Raw genomic sequence first — 18,846 nt, forward strand, 5'->3', positions numbered from 1 at the left:
CCCCCACCCACACACCCGCAGCGCAGCAGCGCACCCGCCCGGTTGCGCAACGACACACAAAGCCGAGACGGCAAACGGGCGGGCGGGAAAAACCCCACACCGCCACGCGAGCGCACCCGCACACCGCCAGCGCGAGCGCCACCGCACCCCACACCGTCACCGCCAGCGCACCGCACCCCACACCACCACCGCCAGCGCCAGCGCCACCGCACCCCACACCGTCACCGCCAGCGCACCGCACCCCACACCACCACCGCCAGCGCCAGCGCACCGCACCCCGCACCGCCAGCGCGAGCGCGACAGCCCCCCGAGCTGCACGGAATGTGACGTTCACCGCTTAGCGCGGGGGGACTGTCCACACTGGTTACCCGCAAGTAGCATGACGGTGTGAGCCGCCGCATGCCTGGCCGTGCGGCGCACTCTGCCGGGCTGCCCGCTACACCGCGCGCCGCGGAACGCCGCGCGCCCGGCGGCGAGCGAACACGAATGAGGGAGAGCCAACGTGCCTCGTACCGCTAGGGACGTCGTCTTCGTCGACGGCGTCCGCACCCCGTTCGGCAAGGCGGGCCCCAAGGGCATCTACCACGAGACCCGCGCCGACGACCTGGTGATCAAGTGCATCCGGGAGCTGCTGCGGCGCAACCCGGACCTGCCGGCGGAGCGGATCGACGAGGTCGCCGTCGCCGCCACCACCCAGATCGGCGACCAGGGCCTGACCATCGGCCGTACCGCGGCGATCCTGGCCGGTCTGCCGAAGACCGTCCCCGGCTACGCCATCGACCGCATGTGCGCGGGCGCGATGACCGCGGTCACCACGACCTCCGGCGGCATCGCGTTCGGCGCGTACGACGTGGTCGTCGCCGGTGGTGTCGAGCACATGGGCCGCCACCCGATGGGTGAGGGCGTCGACCCCAACCCGCGCTTCGTCTCCGAGAAGCTGGTCGACGAGTCCGCCATGTTCATGGGCATGACGGCGGAGAACCTGCACGACCGCTTCCCGCACCTGACCAAGCAGCGCGCGGACGAGTACGCGGTGCGCAGCCAGGAGAAGGCCGCCAAGGCGTACGCCAACGGCAAGATCCAGCAGGACCTGGTGCCGATCTCGGTGCGCCGCACCAACCCCGATGCGGGCGAGACCGGTTGGGGCCTGGCCACCGCCGACGAGCCGATGCGCCCGGGCACCACGCTGGAGAACCTGGCGGGCCTGAAGACCCCGTTCCGCGCCCACGGCCGGGTCACGGCCGGTAACGCGGCGGGCCTCAACGACGGTGCCACCGCCTCCCTGCTGGCCGCCGAGGACGTGGCGAACGAGCTGGGCCTGCCGGTCAAGATGCGGCTGGTGTCCTACGCGTTCGCCGGTGTCGAGCCCGAGGTGATGGGCATCGGTCCGGTTCCGGCGACCGAGAAGGCGCTGGCCAAGGCGGGCCTTTCGATCTCCGACATCGGCCTGTTCGAGGTCAACGAGGCGTTCGCGGTACAGGTGCTCGCGTTCCTCGACCACTACGGCATCGCCGACGACGACCCACGCGTCAACCAGTACGGCGGCGCGATCGCGTTCGGCCACCCGCTGGCCTCCTCCGGCGTCCGCCTGATGACGCAGCTGGCCCGCCAGTTCGAGGAGCAGCCGCAGGTCCGCTACGGCCTGACCACCATGTGCGTCGGCTTCGGCATGGGCGGCACCGTAATTTGGGAGAACCCCCACTGGGAGGGCAAGTGACCACGACCGCTGAGCTGTTGAAGGGTGCGGCCGAGCTGTTCCCGGACGAGGTCGTCACCCAGGCGCACGTACGCCACCTCGAACTCCCGCTGGGTGCCGGGAAGTTCGCCCTGATCACGCTGGACAACGGCCTGGACCACACCAAGCCGACCACCTTCGGCCCGCAGTCGCTCGCCAACCTCAACACGGCGATCGACCAGGTGGAGAAGGAGGCCGCCGACGGCGAGATCGTCGGTGTGGGCATCACCGGCAAGCCGTTCATCTTCGCGGTCGGCGCCGACCTCAAGGGCGTTGAGCTGCTGAAGCGGCACGAGGACGCGCTGGCCATCGGCAAGGGCGGCCACGATGTCTTCAAGCGGCTGTCCGCGCTCGCCGTTCCGACCTTCGCGTACTACAACGGCGCGGCGATGGGCGGCGGTGTCGAGGTCGGTCTGCACTGCTCGTACCGTACGGTCTCCAAGGCCGTGCCCGCGTTCTCGCTGCCCGAGGTGTTCCTCGGTCTGGTGCCGGGCTGGGGCGGCTGCACGCTGCTGCCGAACCTGATCGGCGCGGACCGCGCGGTGAGCGTGATCATCGAGAACTCGCTCAACCAGAACAAGCAGCTCAAGGGCAAGCAGGTCTTCGAACTCGGCATCGCCGACGCGATCTTCGAGGGTGCGGACTTCCTGGAGCAGTCGCTGGCCTGGACCGCGTCCGTCCTCAAGGGCGACACCGAGGTGGTACGGCCCGAGGTGGACCGCGGCGAGGCCTGGGACCAGGCCGTCGAGCGCGGCCGGTTCATCGCCGACGGCAAGGTGCACGGCGCCGCCCCGGCCGCGTACCGGGCGCTGGACATCATCGCCGGTGCCAGGAACGGTGACCTGCGGCAGGGCTTCGACGCCGAGGACCAGGCGCTCGCCGACCTGATCATGGGCGGTGAACTGCGCGCCGGTATCTACGCGTTCAACCTGGTGCAAAAGCGCGGCAAGCGCCCGGCCGGCGCGCCGGACAAGAACCTGGCCCGCCCGGTCAGCAAGGTCGGCGTGGTCGGCGCCGGTCTGATGGCCTCGCAGCTGGCGCTGCTGTTCGCCCGCCGCCTCGAGGTGCCGGTCGTGCTGACCGACATCGACCAGGAGCGCATCGACAAGGGCGTTGGCTACGTCCACGGCGAGATCGACAAGCTGCTCGCCAAGGGCCGGGTCAGCAACGACAAGGCCAACCGCCTCAAGGCGCTGGTGTCCGGCTCGCTCGACAAGGCGGCCGCCTTCGGTGACGCGGACTTCGTCATCGAGGCCGTCTTCGAGGAGATGGGCGTCAAGCAGCAGGTGTTCGCCGAGGTGGAGGCGGTCGTCGGACCGGACACCATCCTGGCCACCAACACCTCCTCGCTGTCGGTGAGCGAGATGGCGTCGAAGCTCCAGCACCCGGAGCGGGTCGTCGGCTTCCACTTCTTCAACCCGGTCGCCGTGTTGCCGCTGCTGGAGATCGTGCGCGGCGAGAAGACCGACGACGCCTCGCTGGCCACCGCCTTCGGCGTGGCCAAGAAGCTGAAGAAGACCGCTGTCCTGGTCAAGGACGCTCCGGCGTTCGTGGTCAACCGGATCCTGACCCGCTTCATGGGTGAGATCCAGAACGTCATCGACGAGGGCACCCCGGTCGAGGTCGCCGAGAAGGCCATCGAGCCGCTGGGACTGCCGATGTCCCCGCTGGTGCTGCTGGAGCTGGTCGGCCCGGCGATCGGTCTGCACGTCTCGGAGACGCTGCACGGCGCCTTCCCGGACCGCTTCAAGGTCTCGGAGAACCTGGCCGCGGTGGTCAAGGCGGGCAAGCGCGGCTTCTACGTCTACGACTCCGGCAAGCCGGAGCTGGACCCCGAGGTCGCGGCGCTGCTGAAGCAGGGCGACGTCGAGCTCACCGAGGAGCAGGTGCGCGAGCGGGTGCTGGACGCCGTCGCGCAGGAGATCGGCCTGATGCTGGACGAGGGCGTGGTGGCCGAGGCCCAGGACATCGACCTGTGCCTGATCACCGGCGCGGGCTGGCCGTTCCACCTGGGCGGCATCACCCCGTACCTGGACCGCGAGGGCGTCTCGGAGCGGGTGAACGGCAAGCGTTTCCTCGCCCCGGGCGTGGCCAGCGTCCCGGCGTAACCGGGTAACGCGCAAGGGCCGCCCGGGAGTTGTTCCCTCCCGGGCGGCCCTTGCGCTTCCCCGCTTCAACCCGGCGGTCTGCCCGGGCCGCACAGGGCGGCGGTCAGGTCCTTCACCAGTACGGTGCGGGCATGGTCGTCCAGGGTGATCCGGCCCCGGTCGGTGAGCCCGCTGACGGTTTCGGCGACCGTGGTGACCAGATCGCCGACCAGCGCCTGGCGGTGCCGGGCGTCCAGCGCCGCAAGCTGTCTGCGCCGCATGACCACGGCGACCTCGGGCGCGTAGTCGATGCGCATCGGCCGGGCGGAGACGATCTCGACGCCCACCGGGCGCATCTCCTCCATCAGCGCCAGGGTCAGCGCCTCACCGACGTGGTCGGTGTCGCGCAGGGTCCGGGAGCGGGTGCGGAAGTCGTCGGTGGGCAGCCGGGACAGCACCCGGGTCACCGCGCACTCCATCTGGTCGCGCAGGTAGACGACGTGGTTGTCGACCGCGAAGCAGGCCCGGGCGGTGTCGCGTACCCGCCACACCAGCAGCACCGTGGCGTGCAGCCGGGTGCCGTCGGCGTCGACCGCCTCGATGGGCCGACTGCGCCAGTGCCGCAGTGCCACGTCCACCCGGCGCCTGGTCAGCAGCGGATTGATCCACAGCAGTCCGGTGCGCCGTACGGTGCCGCGGTAGCCGCCGCACCAGGTGAGCACCCACACGCTGCCGGGCCTGCCCCGGTTGAGCCCGCCCACGGCGATCGCGGCCAGCGCGGCGAGCAGCATCACCGCGCCCCAGGTCGCGTAGTCGGCACCGTAGCCCGGGCTGCCGGGCAGCACGTGGTGCCCGGCGACCCGGTCCGGGAGCACTCCCCGCCACCACAGCAGCCACAGCGCGGCGCCCGCGGCGGCGGCGCCGGTGCTGACCGCCAACCAGCCCGGCAGGCAAGGGCCTTGGCGTTCCGTCGGCTCGGTGGCGGTGGGTGCCCGTTCCGTGGTGGCGGCGACGGATCCGGCGAACACCGGTAGCACCATGGCTCCGCCCTCCGTCATCCAGCCGCCCAGCACCTAGGGCTCCATCCTGCGAGACATCCGGTGCGAAACGCCGGAAGACAGGCTGGGTGAGTCGGATTATGTGTTTTTAATGGTCCGGTTGGCGGAACATGGGCGGCGTCAGCCCGCGGACGGCGCGCCCGACGCGGACGCGGAGGGGGACGGCTTGGCCGGGGCCGAAGCGGAAGGCGAAGCGGAGGGCGCCGCCTGGGCGTCGGCGAGCGCCGCCGCTTTCTGCACCAGCGAGACCAGCTTGGCCGGGGTCAGCCCGTCCTTGGCCGGGGACACCGTCTGGCCGTTGATCTGCAGCACCGGTACGTCGCCGAGACCGTCGCGCTGGTACTTCTTCTGCGAGGCGATGACCCAGCCGCCGTGGTCGTCGTCGTTGACGCAGGGCACGAACTCGGAGGCCTGCAGCTTCTCCGTCTTGGGCAGCCCGGGCAGCTTGTCCGCCAGCCTCTCCAGGTAGGCGGCGCTGGCGAACTTGTCGTGCGCCCGCTCGGGCTGGTGCTTCCACAGCTGCTTGACGTACGCCTCGAACTGGTCCTTGCCCTGGTCCTGGGCGCAGGCCACGGCGTTGGCGGCCATCGCGGAGCCCTTGCCGCCCAGCTTGGCGTCGGTCGGGGTGACCAGACGGTACTCGATCCTGGCCTGGCCGGAGTTGAGCAGGTAGTCGAAGGCGCTGGCGTAGCTCTCGGCGAACGTCTTGGACTGCGGGCTGCGCATGTCCATGTAGACGGTGACGGTCACCGGCACCGCGGGGTTGACCGGGATGCTCAGCGGAGCCGCGCTGGGGACGCCGTTCGGCGGCTTGACGGTGGTGTTCTTCCCGGCCCGTACGTGCGCGCCGATGACCGCGGAGACCACGAAGATCGCCGCGACCGCCACGATCGCCGCCGAGTACGGGCGCCAGCGCCGCCAGCCGCTGCGGGGGCCGCTCGTCGCACTCGAAGCCGTCGGCCCAGCCTGCCCGGTGGCCCCTTGCGACCCCTTGGACTCTGCCATCACGCGTCCCATCACTTCCTGCGTTGCCCTACCGCGCCTGTATACCACCGCCCCTGGGGGCGGGACCGTGTCAGGGTAGGCCCATGACCTTTGAACCGCTCGTTGTCGTGGACGCGGCGAACACGGTGGGGGCCGTGCCCGACGGCTGGTGGCGGGACCGGCACGGCGCCACCGAGCGGCTGCGCGACGCCCTGGCGCCGCTGGCCGTGCACGGTTTCCCGGACGGCGCGGACGTCCCGCAGTGGGCGCGCCGCCGTCCGCTGGAGGTGGTCCTGGTCGTCGAGGGCGCGGCGCGCGACGTGGCCTCGGTGCCCGGGATACGGGTGGAGGCCGCGCCCGGTAGCGGTGACGACCGGATGGTGGAGCTGCTGGAGCGGGCCGCACGGCAGGCGCCGGACCGCCCGCTGCTGCTGGTCAGCGCGGACCGGGCGCTGCGTGAGCGAGCCTGCGCCCACGGCGCGGTGTGCGCGGGGCCGCGGGCGGTGCGCACGGTGGGCGGCGAGGGCCGATAGCGCCCCGAAGGGGCGCGGGGAACCGCGCGCCAGCCACAACGGCGCTGAAGCCGATCGACGCGACCAGCCACAACGGCGCCGCAGATGATCGCCGCACAACACCGCACCCCCAGCGGAGCGCTCAGCCCCACCCCCAGCGAAGCGCCTAGCGGCGCTTCGCGTAGAGCACCGCGCCGTCCACCGTGCCGGTGCGCTGGTAGCCCGCCAGCAGTTGGCGCAAGCCCGGGATGTGCGCCGGGCCGTACGGCTGGCCGCGCGAGTCGTCCACGATCAGGGCGGGCGGGCGGCGCCGCATCTCCTGCCGCAGGGTGCGCCAGGCGCCCGGCACCGCGTACTGCTCGCCGACCCGCGCACCGCCGCGGCCACCGCTGAAGTTGGTGAGGAAGCCAGCGGTCAGATAGCGGCTGGCTGGGGCGCGGCCGGACAGCCAGTAGTCCTCGGGGTGCATACCCCACACCAGCACCGTCTCCCCCGGCGCGGTACGGTCCGCGATCGCGGCGGCGACCTCGCGGGCGTGGCCCAGATCGCCGCGCGGCGCCGCCAGCCCCCACGCCGCGAAGCCGCACGCCGCCAGCGCGCTCCATCCGGCGGCCGGGCGCCACCAGCGCGGCAGCCGCCGTAGCGCGGCCACCCCGAGCAGTACCAGCGGCGGCAGCAGTTGCAGGTAGTAGTGGCCGTAGAACTGGAAACCGGTGGCGACCGCGACCGCCGACGCGGCCAGCCATATCCACAGGTCCGACTCGGCGAACCGGCGCCGCCTGACCAGCAGGTGCACCACCGGCACCACGGCCCCGGCGCACGCGGCGGCCAGGATCCCGGTGTTGCCCAGTGCCCGTCCGGCCGCCACCAGCCAGGCACCGCTCACCGACAGATAGGACCCGGAGCCCGTCACCGTCCAGAACACGAACCGGTGCGCCCCCAGCCCCACCGCCGCCCCGAGCACCGGTACCAGGAAGCCCGCCGCCAGACCGCCCAGCGCCCGCGTGCGACGCGGCCCGGACCGCCACAGCGACCAGGCCACCGGCAGCAGTACCGCGCCCCCGGTCTGCTTGGTCAGCGCCGCGCCCGCCACCGCGAACCCCGCGAGCACACCCCAGCGGGTGGCCGACCGGCCACGGACCAGGTCCGCGCACAAGACGGCCGCCACCGTCCACGGGAGCATGAAGACCTCGAACGTCGCGGCCTGGCTGTCCTCCGGGGAGAGCCCGATGGAGACCAGCAGCAGGCCGACGCCCGCGGCGGCGCCCGCCCGGTTCCCCCAACGGCGCCGGGCGAGGGCGGCCAGCAGCGCCGCGGTGAGCAGTTGCGCGAGCACCGCGGCGATCCGCAGCGGCGTCAGCGAGCCGTCCCCGAACAGCCAGAAGGCGCCCTGGTACAGCCAGGGCAGCAGCGGGGGCTTGCGGTCCACCACCGTGTCGTAGAGCACGCCGCCGTGCGCCAGCATCCGGGCCTGGGTGGCGAGGAAGCCCTCGTCGGGGTTCCAGATCGGGCGCAGGAAGGACGGCAGGCGGGTCAGGGCGGCCAGTACGGCCAGTACCGGCAGCAGCCGGGTCCAGTAGCCGGTAACGGTGCGGGCCGCGGCGGCCCGGCCGCCCCGCTGCGACGGCAGCTCCGCCGAGGTGACACCGGCGGTCTCGGGGGCGGCAGGCATGCGGTCCAACGTACCCGGCCGTGGTCGGACGGGGAAACGCGCGGCGGCTGGCTCAGCCGCGCAGACCGAGGCGGCTGCGCCGCTGCCCGTAGAGGAAGTACAGGGCGAAGCCGATGACCATCCAGATGGCGAACCGCACCCAGGTCTCCGCGGGCAGATTGAGCATCAGCCACAGTGAGGCGCACACCGACAGCGCCGGGATGACCGGAACCCACGGGGTGCGGAAGGAGCGCGGCAGGTCGGGCCGTACCCGGCGCAGGATCACCACGCCGACCGCGACCACCACGAACGCGAACAGCGTGCCGATGTTCACCAGTTCCGACAGTTCGGCGATGCTGGTGAACCCGGCCACCACCGCGACCACCAGCCCCAGCAGAAAGGTGGCCCGGTAGGGGGTGCCGAACCGCGGGTGGACCTGGGAGAAGAACCTCGGCAGCAGCCCGTCGCGGCTCATCGCGAAGAACACCCGGCTCTGGCCGAGCAGCAGGATCATGCACACCGAGGTGAGCCCGACGGCCGCGCCGAAGCTGATCACCCCGGACCAGACCGGCGCGTGGTCCGCCTTGAAGGCGTCGGAGAGCGGGGCGTCCACCGACAACTGGCTGTACTTCTGCATACCGGTGACGACCACGGACACCGCGACGTACAGCCCCGTGCACACCGCCAGCGAGCCGAGGATGCCCAGGGGCACGTCCCGCGCGGGGTGCCTGGTCTCCTCGGCGGCGGTCGCCACGATGTCGAAGCCGATGAACGCGAAGAACACCACGGCCGCGGCGGTGAAGATGCCCCACACGCCGAAGGTCGTCGGCCGGAACCCGGACACCAGCTGGATCAGCGGCGCGCCGAACCCCGAGGAAGTGCCGCTGGCCGGTCGCGCGGTGGGCAGGAACGGCGTGTAGTTGTCACCGTTGATGTAGAAGGCCCCGGCGACGATCACGATCAGCACCACCGTCACCTTGATCGCCACGATCACGGAGGTGACCCGGGCGGACAGCTTCATTCCCGCGACCAGCACCCCGGTGAGCACCAGCACCAGCAGGAAGGCCAGAAGGTCGAAGGCGCCACCGGAGCTGATCCCGGTCAGCGGGCGCGGTAGCCGCCACCCGATGGTGTCCAGCAGCGACCTGACGTACCCGGACCAGCCGACCGCCACCACCGCGCAGCCCAGGGCGAGTTCGAGGATCAGGTCCCAGCCGATGATCCACGCGGGCAGTTCGCCGATCGAGGCGTAGGAGAAGGTGTAGGCGGATCCGGCGACCGGCACGGTGGAGGCGAACTCCGCGTAGCACAGCGCGGCCAGCGCGCACACCACGCCCGCGGTGACGAACGACAGCGCGACCGCGGGCCCCGCGTAGGACCTGGCCACCTGGCCGGTGAGCACGAAGATGCCGGTGCCGATGATGACGCCGACACCGAAGACCGTCAGGTCGAGCGCGGACAGCGACTTGCGCAGAGCGTGCTCGGGCTCCTCGGTGTCCTGGATGGACTGCTCGACGGACTTCGTACGGAACAGCGGGTTCCGTGGCCGGGTCGCGGGCTGTGGCGTTCTGGCATCCATCGACGCACCTCCACGGTTGTCCTGCCCACCGGGCTGGGACAGCGGCCAGGCCATCCCAGCACTGCCATCGGCAGCTCACCCGGACGCGCCGCCCGCGGCTAGGCCGATGGGCGGGACGGACCACCCGAAGGAGTGGCCCGCCCAGGCGCGGGCGCAGGCGCCGGAGGACGAAGCCGGACCCGTGCGGCGGGCACCGGGCGCTTCGCGGGCGAAGCCCGCCACCACCGGGCCGGAGCCACGTCAGCGCGGCGGCGCGGCCCGGTCAGCGATCCGCCGGAAGGGCGTCCTCGTCCTCGTAGCGGCCGTCCAACGTGGCCACGAGACCGGTGACCTGACGGGCGATGGCGGGAGCCGTGAGGCCGATCTCGGCCATGATCTCCTTGCGGGAGGCGTGGTCGATGAAGATCGGCGGGATGCCGAAGTCACGCAGCGGTACGTCCACCTCGGCGTCCCGCAGCGCCTGCGAGATGGCCGAACCGACGCCGCCGGTACGGCAGTTGTCCTCCACGGTGACCACCACGCGGTGCCGCGCGGCGAGCGCGGGCAGCGCCTCGTCCACCGGCTTGACCCAGCGCGGGTCGACGACGGTGCTGGAGATGCCCTGGGCGTCGAGGAGTTCGGCGACCTCCAGGCACATCGGGGCCAGCGCGCCGACGGAGACCAGGAGCACGTCCGGCCGGTCCTGCCCCTCGGCCGGGTCGCGCAGCACGTCCATACCGCCGATCCGGCCGACCGCCTGGACCGCGGGTCCCACGGCGCCCTTGGAGTAGCGCACCACGGTCGGCGCGTCCTTGACCTCGACGGCCTCGCGCAGTTGGGCGCGTACCTGGTCGGCGTCGCGCGGTGCGGCGAGCCGCAGGCCGGGGACCACCTGGAGGATCGACATGTCCCACATGCCGTGGTGGGAGGCGCCGTCCGGGCCGGTGACGCCGGAGCGGTCGAGGACGAAGGTCACCCCGCACTTGTGCAGCGCGACGTCCATCAGCACCTGGTCGAAGGCGCGGTTGAGGAAGGTCGCGTACAGCGCGAACACCGGGTGCAGCCCGCCGGTGGCCAGCCCCGCCGCCGAGGTCGCGCCGTGCTGCTCGGCGATGCCCACGTCGTAGACCCGGTCGGGGAACTCCTCGGCGAACCGGGCCAGGCCCACCGGCTGGAGCATCGCCGCGGTGATGGCGACGATGTCCTCGCGCTCCCGGCCGAGTTTGACCATCTCCTCACCGAAGACCGACGTCCAGTCAGTGCCCGCGGCGGACACCGGAAGACCGGTGTCCGGGTGGATGACGCCGATGCCGTGGAAGCGGTCCGCCTCGTCCTGCTCGGCGGGCTTGTAGCCGCGGCCCTTCTCGGTGAGGCAGTGCACGATCACCGGGCCGCCGAAGCGCTTGGCGCGCTGCAGCGCGGACTCCAGGGCCTCCACGTTGTGGCCGTCGATCGGGCCGACGTACTTCAGGCCCAGGTCCTCGAACATGCCCTGCGGGGCGATGAAGTCCTTCAGCCCCTTCTTGGCGCCGTGCAGCGTCTCGTACAGCGGCTGGCCGATCAGCGGGGTGCGCTCCAGCAGGTCCTTGCCGCGGGCGAGGAAGCGCTCGTAGCCGTCGGTGGTGCGCAGCGTGGCGAGGTGGTTGGCGAGGCCGCCGATGGTGGGCGCGTACGAGCGCTCGTTGTCGTTGACGACGATGACCAGCGGGCGGTCCTTGGCGGCGGCGATGTTGTTGAGCGCCTCCCAGGCCATACCGCCGGTGAGCGCACCGTCGCCGATCACCGCGACGACGTGGTCCCTGCGGCCCAGCACCTGGTTGGCCTTGGCCAGGCCGTCGGCCCAGCCGAGCACCGTGGAGGCGTGCGAGTTCTCGATGACGTCGTGCTCGGACTCGGCGCGCGACGGGTAGCCGGACAGCCCGCCCTTGTTGCGCAGCCTGGAGAAGTCCTGACGGCCGGTGAGCAGTTTGTGGACGTAGCTCTGGTGGCCGGTGTCGAACAGCACCTTGTCCTTGGGCGAGTCGAAGACCCGGTGCAGCGCGATGGTCAGCTCCACCACGCCGAGGTTCGGACCGAGGTGGCCGCCGGTCTTGGACACGGCCTCGACGAGGAAGGTCCGGATCTCGCCCGCCAGCTCCACCAGCTGCTCCTGGGTGAGCCGGTCGAGGTCGCGCGGTCCCTTGATACGGGATAGCAGGGCCACCCGTGCCTCCTTGTGCTGTCGAACCTGTCGAGCGTTGCCGGTCAGTCCGTCGAGTCTAATGTTCCGTCCTGGGCGAAGTCGGCCGGGCGATGCGATTCACGTCACCCGGGCGCACGCAAAGGTACCCGGCGCGTCATAGCACGCCGGGTACCGGGGAAGGCGGCCGAGATGGCCCGCGCGGTGGATCGCCGCCCACCGCGGGGGCGCTACGCCCGGCCGGAGGCCTTCTGTGTCCTGCGCGACAGCGAGTCGACCACCACGGCGGCCAGCAGCACCGCACCGGTGATCATGTACTGGATCGCGGTGTTCAGGTTGAGGATGTACATGCCCTGCTGGATCGAGACGATCACCAGCGCGCCCAGCAGCGCCGACCAGGTCTTGCCCCGGCCGCCGAACAGGCTGGTGCCGCCGATGACGGCCGCGGCGATGGCGTTCATCAGCGTGTTGCCGCCACCTTGGGTGGACTGGGCCGAGTTGACCTGACCGGCCAGGAACATGCCGCCGATCGCGGCCATCGTGCCAGCCAGCATGAACACCGATATCCGGATCCAGACGACGTTGATGCCCGCCCGGCGGGCGGCCTCGATGCCACCGCCGACCGCGAAGATCTGCCGCCCGTAGGTGGTGCGGCGCAGCACCAGGTCCAGGCCGATGACCACCACCAGGAACAGCAGCAGGCACAGCGGCAGACCGTCCGCCTGGTTGAGCACCGCCGCGGCGGCGAACGAGACGACCGCCAGCAGCACCGTCTTGACGATGATGTCGGTCAGCGGGCGGAACGGAACCCCGGCCTGGCGGCGGCGGTTGGCCTGCCACAGCGACGAGCCGAGGTAGAGCAGCACCCCGATCAGCGCCAGCCCGTAGGCGTAGGCGACATCGGTGAACGTGTAGTTGTAGAGGTTGTACAGCAGGCCGTTGGCCTTGAGGTTGACGGTGCCGTTCTTGCCCAGCACCCAGAGCATGGCGCCGTTCCAGGCCAGGAAGCCGGCCAGCGTCACCACGAACGCCGGTACGCCGACCTTGGCGAAGAAGAATCCCTGCAGCGCGCCGATGGCGGTACCGGTGAGGATGCCCAGCACCAGGGCCAGCGGCTCGGGGAACCCGTGGTAGACGCTGAGCACGGCGAAGACCGCGCCCGCCAGACCGCTGACGTAGGACACCGAAAGGTCGATCTCGCCCAGCAGCAGGACGAAGACGATGCCGACGGCGATCATACCGGTGCCCACCACGTTGAACGCGATGGTGGACAGGTTGTTGGCCGACAGGAACGTGCTGTTGAGCCCCTGGAAGATGCCCCAGATGAGGATCAGGGCGACGATCACCGGCATGGAGCCGAGGTCGCCGCTGTGCAGCCGGCGCTTGAACTCGGTGACGTAGCCGCCGAGTCCCTGCTCGCGTATGAGCAGTCGGGGGTCGACCGCCACGATGGCGTCGGCGGCGGGCGGCGGCGCGGCGACGGCCGGTTCCTGCTCGGCCTCGTCCTGTACCGGGGGCTTGTGCAGATCGGAGTTGCTCACTTGTCCGCCTCCGCGGTGCGCGCCTTCCGGCGGGTCACGGCGTTGTCCGTGGCGCCGGTGATGGCGGAGATGATCTCTTCCTGGTTGGTGTCCTTGGTGGCGAAGACGCCGTTGTTGCGGCCCAGCCGCAGTACCGCGACCTGGTCCGCGACGGCCATGACGTCCACCATGTTGTGGCTGATCAGGATGACGGCCAGGCCCCGTTCGCGGAGCCGCTCGACCAGGTCGAGGACCTGGGCGGTCTGCTCGACGCCGAGGGCGGCGGTGGGCTCGTCCAGGATGACGACCTTGGGGTCGCCGATCAGCGAACGGGCGATGGCCACCGTCTGGCGCTGACCGCCGGAGAGCGAGGCGATCGGGATGCGGACGCTGGGGATGCGGATCGACAGGGTGTTGAGGAGTTCGCGGGACCGCTTCTCCATCTCGACCTCGTCGAGCACGCCGACCTTGCGGATCTCCCGGCCGAGGAACAGGTTCTGAACGACATCGAGGTTGTCACACAGCGCCAGGTCCTGGTAGACGGTCGCGATGCCCAGGCCCTGGGCGTCGTGCGGCCGGTTGATCGTCACGGGCCGGCCCTCCCACTCGATGACGCCTTCGTCGATCGGGTGGACACCGGCGATCGTCTTCACCAGCGTTGACTTTCCGGCGCCGTTGTCGCCCACCAAGGCGACCACTTCACCGGAACGGATCTCCAATTCGACATCGGTGAGTGCCTGTACGGCACCGAACCGCTTGGAGATCCCGCGCAACGCCAGCACGGGCGTAGCGGACACGTGAACCATCTCCTTCGCCGCCTGGCCAGCGGGGGATGCCGCGCTGCGGTGGCAAACGCGGAATGCTGTGCAAGAAAGTATGGGAATGCCGCGGTGCGAAAAGCGAGAGCGCTTTTGCGGGGGCACCGCTCCCCTCAGGTGTGTCCGGTGCGCTGTTCCCGTTAGCGGGGTTTTTGCCGGGACAGCGCACCGGACCGTCATTGGCCGCGGTAATCGACGGCGTCGAACCGGCTTACTTCAGGCCCGCCTTGGCGCAGTCGGCCGCGTACTGCCCGGAGCACAACTGCTGCACCGTGTACAGTCCGCCCGCGATCACCGTCTGCTGAATGTTCTTGGCGGTCATGATGTCGGTGGCTATCAGCTTGGCCGGGATTCCCTTGCTGGTGCCGTTGTCCACCGTGGAGTTGGCCGCGGATACCGACTTGCCGGTCGCCACGTCGATCGCCATCTCGGCGGCGGTGTCCGCCTCGTCCTTGTAGGGCTTGTAGATGGTGTACGCCTGGGTACCGGCCAGCACCCGCTGGACGCCGTCGAGTTGGGCGTCCTGGCCGCCCACCGGGGGCAGCGGGCTGACGTGCGCGGACTGCAGGGCGGAGATGATACCGGCGGCCATGCCGTCGTTGGCCGAGTACACCGCGGCGATGTTGCTGGCGCCGATCCGGCTGATCGCGCCGGAGACCTCGTTGTTGGCGTTGTTGGCCAGCCAGCCGTTGGTGTCGAACTCGGAGGCGATCTTGACCTTGCCGTCCAGCACGCTGTGCGCACCGGCCTTGAACTGGGCGGCGTTGGGGTCGCCCTTGTCGCCGTTGACCATGACGATCTGGCTGCTCGGGCTGGCCTTGGAGCCCATGGCCTGGAGCAGCGCCTGGCCCTGCTGCTTGCCGACCTGGGTGTTGTCGAAGGACGTGTAGGCGTCGATCGGCCCCTGGGCGAGCCGGTCGTAGGCCACGATCTTCACGCCCTTGTCGTGTGCCTTCTGCACCGACGGCTGAATGGCCTTGTAGTCGACCGCGTCGAGAATGATGACCTTGTCGCCGTCATTGATGAGCGTGTCGACCTGCTGCTGCTGGGTATTGGCGTTCTGTGCGGCGTTTTCGTAGTCGACCTGGCACTTGGGGCACAGTTCGTGCAGCTTGGCCTCGATCTTCGGGCGGTCGACCGCCTCATACCGCGCGGTCTGGTTCTCCGGCAGTGCCAGACCGATACGGAATCCCTTGCTCACATCGGCGGCGCTGGTTTTGCCGCCGCCTGCCTTGCCACACGCCGACATCGACAACGCCATGGAAACGGCCGCCGTCGCGATGACTACACGACGCAGAGTGGTGTTCACGGGGTACCTCCCTGACGGGGCCGCGACGATGCGGCCGAGGTGGACGTGAGTCAACTCCGACCGCAGCTTGCCGTCAAGAAGTAAATAATTAACGAGATGACAACGACACGACTCGTTATCTAGCTGAACGCGAGCGCAGTTGGCGCGGAATCCGGCAAAAGCGTTGAATCGCCCATTTCGCTTAGCACCAGTGCCAATGCGCCCAGCACTTCCGCCCGGGCTCCCAACGCCCCCGGAACCACGGCGAGTTGGCGTGCCGCGCTGGGAATGGCGTACCGCGCCACGGACTCCCTGATGGGTCCGAGCACCACTTCCCCGGCCTCGGCCAGCTCCCCGCCGAGCACGACCCGGCTCGGATTGAGGACGTTGCACAGGTTGGCCACGCCCATGCCGACATGGCGCCCGACGTCGGCGACCACCCGGCGGCACCCGGGGTCGCCGTCCCGGGCCAGCCGCACCATCTTGGGTACGGTCAGATCCGGGCCGTGGCTGCCGCGCAGCAGGTCGAGCACGTACCGGGCGGCGGTGAAGGTCTCCAGGCAGCCGCGGTTGCCGCAGCGGCACACCGGCCCTGACTCGTCCAGCGTGATGTGCCCTATCTCACCCGCGGTACCGCCCGGCCCCCGGTAGATCTGCCCGTTGATCACCAGCCCGGCGCCGACACCGCTGGCCACCTTGATGTACGCCAGGTCCTTCACCCCGCGCCCGGCGCCCCAGACCAGTTCACCGAGGGCGCCGAGGTTGGCGTCGTTGTCCACGTGCACCGGCATGCCGAGGCGCGCGGAGAGCTCCTCGCGCGGGTTGATCCCGCCCCACCCCGGAAGGATCGCGGTGGACCCGAGGACCCCGGTGGCCACGTCGATGGGTCCGGGTACGCCGAGCCCCACGCCGATCACCTTGTCGGCGCCGATCCCGGTGGTCTCGATCAACTGGCCGACCAGCTGTTCCGCCCGGTCGAAGCCCTGCGCCGCGGAGGCGTCCACGTCGATCGGCTCGGTCTGCTCGGCCAGCACCTGGTGGGCCAGGTTGCCGACGGCGACCCGCAGGTGGGAGTGGCCGAAGTCGACGCCGACCACGATTCCGGCGTCCCCGGACAGGGAGACGCTGCGGGCCCGGCGGCCCCCCGAGGAGGTCGGGGTGACCTGCACCGTTCCGTTGTCGCGCAGCTCGCGGACGATATTGGAGACGGTGGCGGCGGACAGTCCCGTACCGCGGGCGATCTCCGCCTGGGTGAGCGAGCCCGCCAGTCGTACCGCGCGGACCACCCGCTCAAGATTCGCCCGGTGCAGCGAGGACTGCGATCCCGGAGTCTCCACGCCCATCCACTCCCTGCCGTTCCTCCAACATATGAACTCTAAGCAGAGCCTCAGGGGTTGTGCCCCGTCAAGGTATCGAACGGTAGGAACCCGGATGATCACAGATCACGGGTGGCCAGACCGCACCGCCGGCTCGACTCGATCACCGACGGTACCGCCCCCACCTCGCGCTACTTCAACGTGCCCGCGGTCAGTCCGGCCTGGACCTGCCGCTGGAAGGAGAGGTAGACCACCAGCACCGGCACCATGGCGATGGTCATCCCGGCGAACAGCGCGGGCATGTCACCGGCGTACCCCTGCTGGAGCATGAGGTTGACCAGGCCCTGGGTGAGCATCGAGTGGTCCCGGTCGGAGCCGCTCTGCTTCTGCATCAAGGTCAGCGGCAGGATGTACTGGTTCCACTGCCCCAGCACGTTGAAGATCCCGACGCTGAGCAGGCCCGGCTTGGCGATCGGCAGCATCACCTGGAAGAACGCCCGGGTGTGCGAGCAGCCGTCGATCATCGCCGCCTCGTGCACCGCCGTCGGCAGGGTGCGGAAGAACGAGTGCAGGAAGAAGACGGTGAACGGCAGCGAGTAGGCGACGTAGACCAGGATCAGGCCCTGGTAGGTGTTGAGCATGCCGAGGTTGCGCACCATGAAGAACAGCGGCACCAGGGCGAGGTAGACCGGGAACATCGCCCCGGCGACGAAGAAGTAGTACAGCACCCGGTTGCCCGGGAACTCGTAGCGGGCCAGCACGTACGCGGCCATGGAGCCGAACAGCATGGTGAGCGTCACCGAGAAGGCCAGCACGACCACCGTGTTGAGGAAGAACCCGCCGATGCCCTTGTTCCAGGCCCGTACGAACACCTCCAGCGACCAGTGCGTCGGCCAGGTCCAGGCGCTGCCGCCGATCTGCCCGTCGGTCTTGAACGAGCTCAGCACGATCCACGCCAGCGGCAGCACGATCATCACCGCCCACAGGGCCAGGAAGCCGTGCGAGAAGACGTTCAGCACCCCGCCGCCGTCCGCGAACCTCGTGCGCGGGTCCGTCCTGCGCGGCCGCGGCGCCGGGGCGAGTCGCTCCGGGGCCGGGGTGGGGTCCTTGATGGGTGTGCTCATGACGCGGTCCCCGCTTTAGAACTCGATGCGCTCGCGCCGGGTGACCCGCAGCGCGACGGCGGACAGGATCAGGGTCAGGAAGAGGATCACCACGCCCATGGCGCAGGCGTAGCCGCTCTTGCCGAAGTACAGGAAGTTGCGCATCAGGTAGGTGGCCATCACCTCGCCGTGGTAGTCCGGGCCGCCGCCGTAGGCCACGCCGGGCGTCAGCGTGGAGACCAGGGCGAAGGCGTCCATCGCGGCGATCGCCAGATACACCCAGGCCGTCTGCACGCTGTCCCACAGCAGCGGAAGGGTGACCCGGAAGAACGTCTGCACCCGCCCGGCGCCGTCCAGCAGCGCGGCCTCGTAGACCTCCTTGGGGATGGACTGCATGGCGGCCGAGAACAGCACCAGGTAGAAGCCGACCCCGGACCACACCAGGATGGCCAGGATGCACCACAGCACCAGGTTGGGGTCGTTGAGCCACTCGATCGGACGCTGCGGGTCCTCCAGGCCCAGTTTTTGCAGGATGCCGTTGAGCAGCCCGCCGCCGTCACTGCGGTAGACCGCCTCGAACAGCACCGCGAGGATCGCGATGGACAGCACCTGCGGGAAGAAGAAGACCACCTTGTAGACCGCGGCGCCGCGCACTCCCTGCACTCCACCGGTGCCGCCGCGACCGCCGACGTTGAGCATGAAGGCGAAGAACAGCGCCAGCAGGATGGTGACCACCGGCAGGAACACCAGCAGCAGCGCGTTGTGCAGCAGGGCCTGCCGGAAGACGGTGTCGGAGAACAGCGTGGTGTAGTTGCGCAGGCCCACGAAGTGCATCACGGTCGACTCGCCGGACCAGTCGGTGAGCGAGTAGCCGAAGGTCTGCAGGTACGGCCAGATCACCAGCAGCGCGTACAACGCGACCGGCACGATGAGGAATCCCACGATGAACGGGTACTTGCGGTGTCGCATATCTCCTGCCCGACGTATCAGATGCCCGCCACGGTGGCGGTACGGACTGCCCGTACCGCCACCTTGCG

General features: G+C 70.2%; 15 protein-coding genes. 3 read left to right on the forward strand and 12 right to left on the reverse strand.

Translation table 11 applies throughout. The annotated features are described in order from the left end of the window. Positions 1-156: 156 nt before the first annotated feature. Positions 157-318 (reverse strand): hypothetical protein, encoded by a 162-nt coding sequence (locus NON19_RS28440; RefSeq protein ID WP_255931992.1) that lies wholly within the window; start codon positions 316-318, stop codon positions 157-159. A 184-nt stretch (positions 319-502) separates the two neighbouring features. Between NON19_RS28440 and NON19_RS28445 the strand changes: the two genes are divergently transcribed. Beyond that, entirely contained in the window at positions 503-1,717 is a 1,215-nt protein-coding gene (locus NON19_RS28445) for a thiolase family protein (protein ID WP_255931993.1), read from the forward strand. Then, positions 1,714-3,843 carry a 3-hydroxyacyl-CoA dehydrogenase NAD-binding domain-containing protein gene (locus tag NON19_RS28450; protein ID WP_255931994.1) on the forward strand — a complete coding sequence of 710 codons (2,130 nt, stop codon included), beginning with the start codon at positions 1,714-1,716 and terminating at the stop codon, positions 3,841-3,843. Before NON19_RS28445 ends, NON19_RS28450 begins: the two co-directional genes overlap by 4 nt. Before the next feature lie 65 nt (positions 3,844-3,908). Here NON19_RS28450 and NON19_RS28455 read toward each other — a convergent pair whose 3' ends face one another. Both NON19_RS28455 and NON19_RS28460 read right to left on the reverse strand, forming a co-directional pair. Next, the gene (locus tag NON19_RS28455) at positions 3,909-4,880 is read right to left on the reverse strand and encodes an SPFH domain-containing protein (protein ID WP_255931995.1); all 972 of its coding nucleotides are present in this window, start codon (positions 4,878-4,880) and stop codon (positions 3,909-3,911) included. 120 nt (positions 4,881-5,000) lie between these two features. Next, positions 5,001-5,885 (reverse strand): DsbA family protein, encoded by an 885-nt coding sequence (locus NON19_RS28460; RefSeq protein ID WP_255931996.1) that lies wholly within the window; start codon positions 5,883-5,885, stop codon positions 5,001-5,003. A gap of 83 nt (positions 5,886-5,968) precedes the next feature. Between NON19_RS28460 and NON19_RS28465 the strand changes: the two genes are divergently transcribed. Next, a complete protein-coding gene (locus tag NON19_RS28465) occupies positions 5,969-6,397 on the forward strand; it encodes an NTP pyrophosphohydrolase (protein WP_255931998.1) in 429 nt (142 codons plus the stop codon). Positions 6,398-6,542: 145 nt separating this feature from the next. Here the strand turns inward: NON19_RS28465 and NON19_RS28470 are convergent, their stop codons facing one another. The 9 genes from NON19_RS28470 to NON19_RS28510 all read right to left on the reverse strand — a co-directional run bounded on the left by NON19_RS28470 (position 6,543) and on the right by NON19_RS28510 (position 18,778). Continuing rightward, a complete protein-coding gene (locus NON19_RS28470; RefSeq protein ID WP_255931999.1) occupies positions 6,543-8,048 on the reverse strand; it encodes a glycosyltransferase family 39 protein in 1,506 nt (501 codons plus the stop codon). A 52-nt stretch (positions 8,049-8,100) separates the two neighbouring features. Next, the gene (locus NON19_RS28475) at positions 8,101-9,606 is read right to left on the reverse strand and encodes an amino acid permease (RefSeq protein ID WP_255932000.1); all 1,506 of its coding nucleotides are present in this window, start codon (positions 9,604-9,606) and stop codon (positions 8,101-8,103) included. A gap of 262 nt (positions 9,607-9,868) precedes the next feature. Continuing rightward, entirely contained in the window at positions 9,869-11,788 is a 1,920-nt protein-coding gene (dxs, locus tag NON19_RS28480; RefSeq protein WP_255932001.1) for a 1-deoxy-D-xylulose-5-phosphate synthase, read from the reverse strand. Between the two features lie 206 nt (positions 11,789-11,994). Continuing rightward, on the reverse strand, positions 11,995-13,305 hold the full coding sequence (locus NON19_RS28485) for a sugar ABC transporter permease (RefSeq protein ID WP_372514318.1): 1,311 nt from the start codon (positions 13,303-13,305) through the stop codon (positions 11,995-11,997). Beyond that, positions 13,302-14,090 carry an ATP-binding cassette domain-containing protein gene (locus NON19_RS28490; RefSeq protein ID WP_255932002.1) on the reverse strand — a complete coding sequence of 263 codons (789 nt, stop codon included), beginning with the start codon at positions 14,088-14,090 and terminating at the stop codon, positions 13,302-13,304. The genes NON19_RS28485 and NON19_RS28490 overlap by 4 nt, the downstream gene beginning before the upstream one ends. Before the next feature lie 223 nt (positions 14,091-14,313). After that, on the reverse strand, positions 14,314-15,411 hold the full coding sequence (locus tag NON19_RS28495; protein ID WP_255932003.1) for a sugar ABC transporter substrate-binding protein: 1,098 nt from the start codon (positions 15,409-15,411) through the stop codon (positions 14,314-14,316). Between the two features lie 119 nt (positions 15,412-15,530). After that, positions 15,531-16,727, reverse strand: a complete 1,197-nt coding sequence (locus NON19_RS28500) for an ROK family transcriptional regulator (RefSeq protein ID WP_255932004.1) — start codon at positions 16,725-16,727, stop codon at positions 15,531-15,533. Positions 16,728-16,897: 170 nt separating this feature from the next. Beyond that, positions 16,898-17,830: a carbohydrate ABC transporter permease gene (locus NON19_RS28505; RefSeq protein ID WP_255932005.1), complete on the reverse strand. Its 933-nt coding sequence runs from the start codon at positions 17,828-17,830 to the stop codon at positions 16,898-16,900. Positions 17,831-17,845: 15 nt separating this feature from the next. Continuing rightward, positions 17,846-18,778, reverse strand: a complete 933-nt coding sequence (locus NON19_RS28510; RefSeq protein WP_255932006.1) for a carbohydrate ABC transporter permease — start codon at positions 18,776-18,778, stop codon at positions 17,846-17,848. Positions 18,779-18,846 lie beyond the last annotated feature (68 nt).

The sequence above is a fragment of the Streptantibioticus rubrisoli genome (assembly GCF_024436055.1).
In the GTDB taxonomy this organism is placed as follows: domain Bacteria; phylum Actinomycetota; class Actinomycetes; order Streptomycetales; family Streptomycetaceae; genus Streptantibioticus_A; species Streptantibioticus_A rubrisoli.

Coding starts and splice junctions, on each gene's coding strand:
- NON19_RS28465 (WP_255931998.1), top strand. CDS start 5,969: ATGACCTTTGAACCGCTCGTTGTCGTGGACGCGGCGAACACGGTGGGG.
- NON19_RS28475 (WP_255932000.1), bottom strand. CDS start 9,606: ATGGATGCCAGAACGCCACAGCCCGCGACCCGGCCACGGAACCCGCTG.
- NON19_RS28460 (WP_255931996.1), bottom strand. CDS start 5,885: ATGGCAGAGTCCAAGGGGTCGCAAGGGGCCACCGGGCAGGCTGGGCCG.
- NON19_RS28490 (WP_255932002.1), bottom strand. CDS start 14,090: ATGGTTCACGTGTCCGCTACGCCCGTGCTGGCGTTGCGCGGGATCTCC.
- NON19_RS28510 (WP_255932006.1), bottom strand. CDS start 18,778: ATGCGACACCGCAAGTACCCGTTCATCGTGGGATTCCTCATCGTGCCG.
- NON19_RS28505 (WP_255932005.1), bottom strand. CDS start 17,830: ATGAGCACACCCATCAAGGACCCCACCCCGGCCCCGGAGCGACTCGCC.
- NON19_RS28470 (WP_255931999.1), bottom strand. CDS start 8,048: ATGCCTGCCGCCCCCGAGACCGCCGGTGTCACCTCGGCGGAGCTGCCG.
- NON19_RS28455 (WP_255931995.1), bottom strand. CDS start 4,880: ATGACGGAGGGCGGAGCCATGGTGCTACCGGTGTTCGCCGGATCCGTC.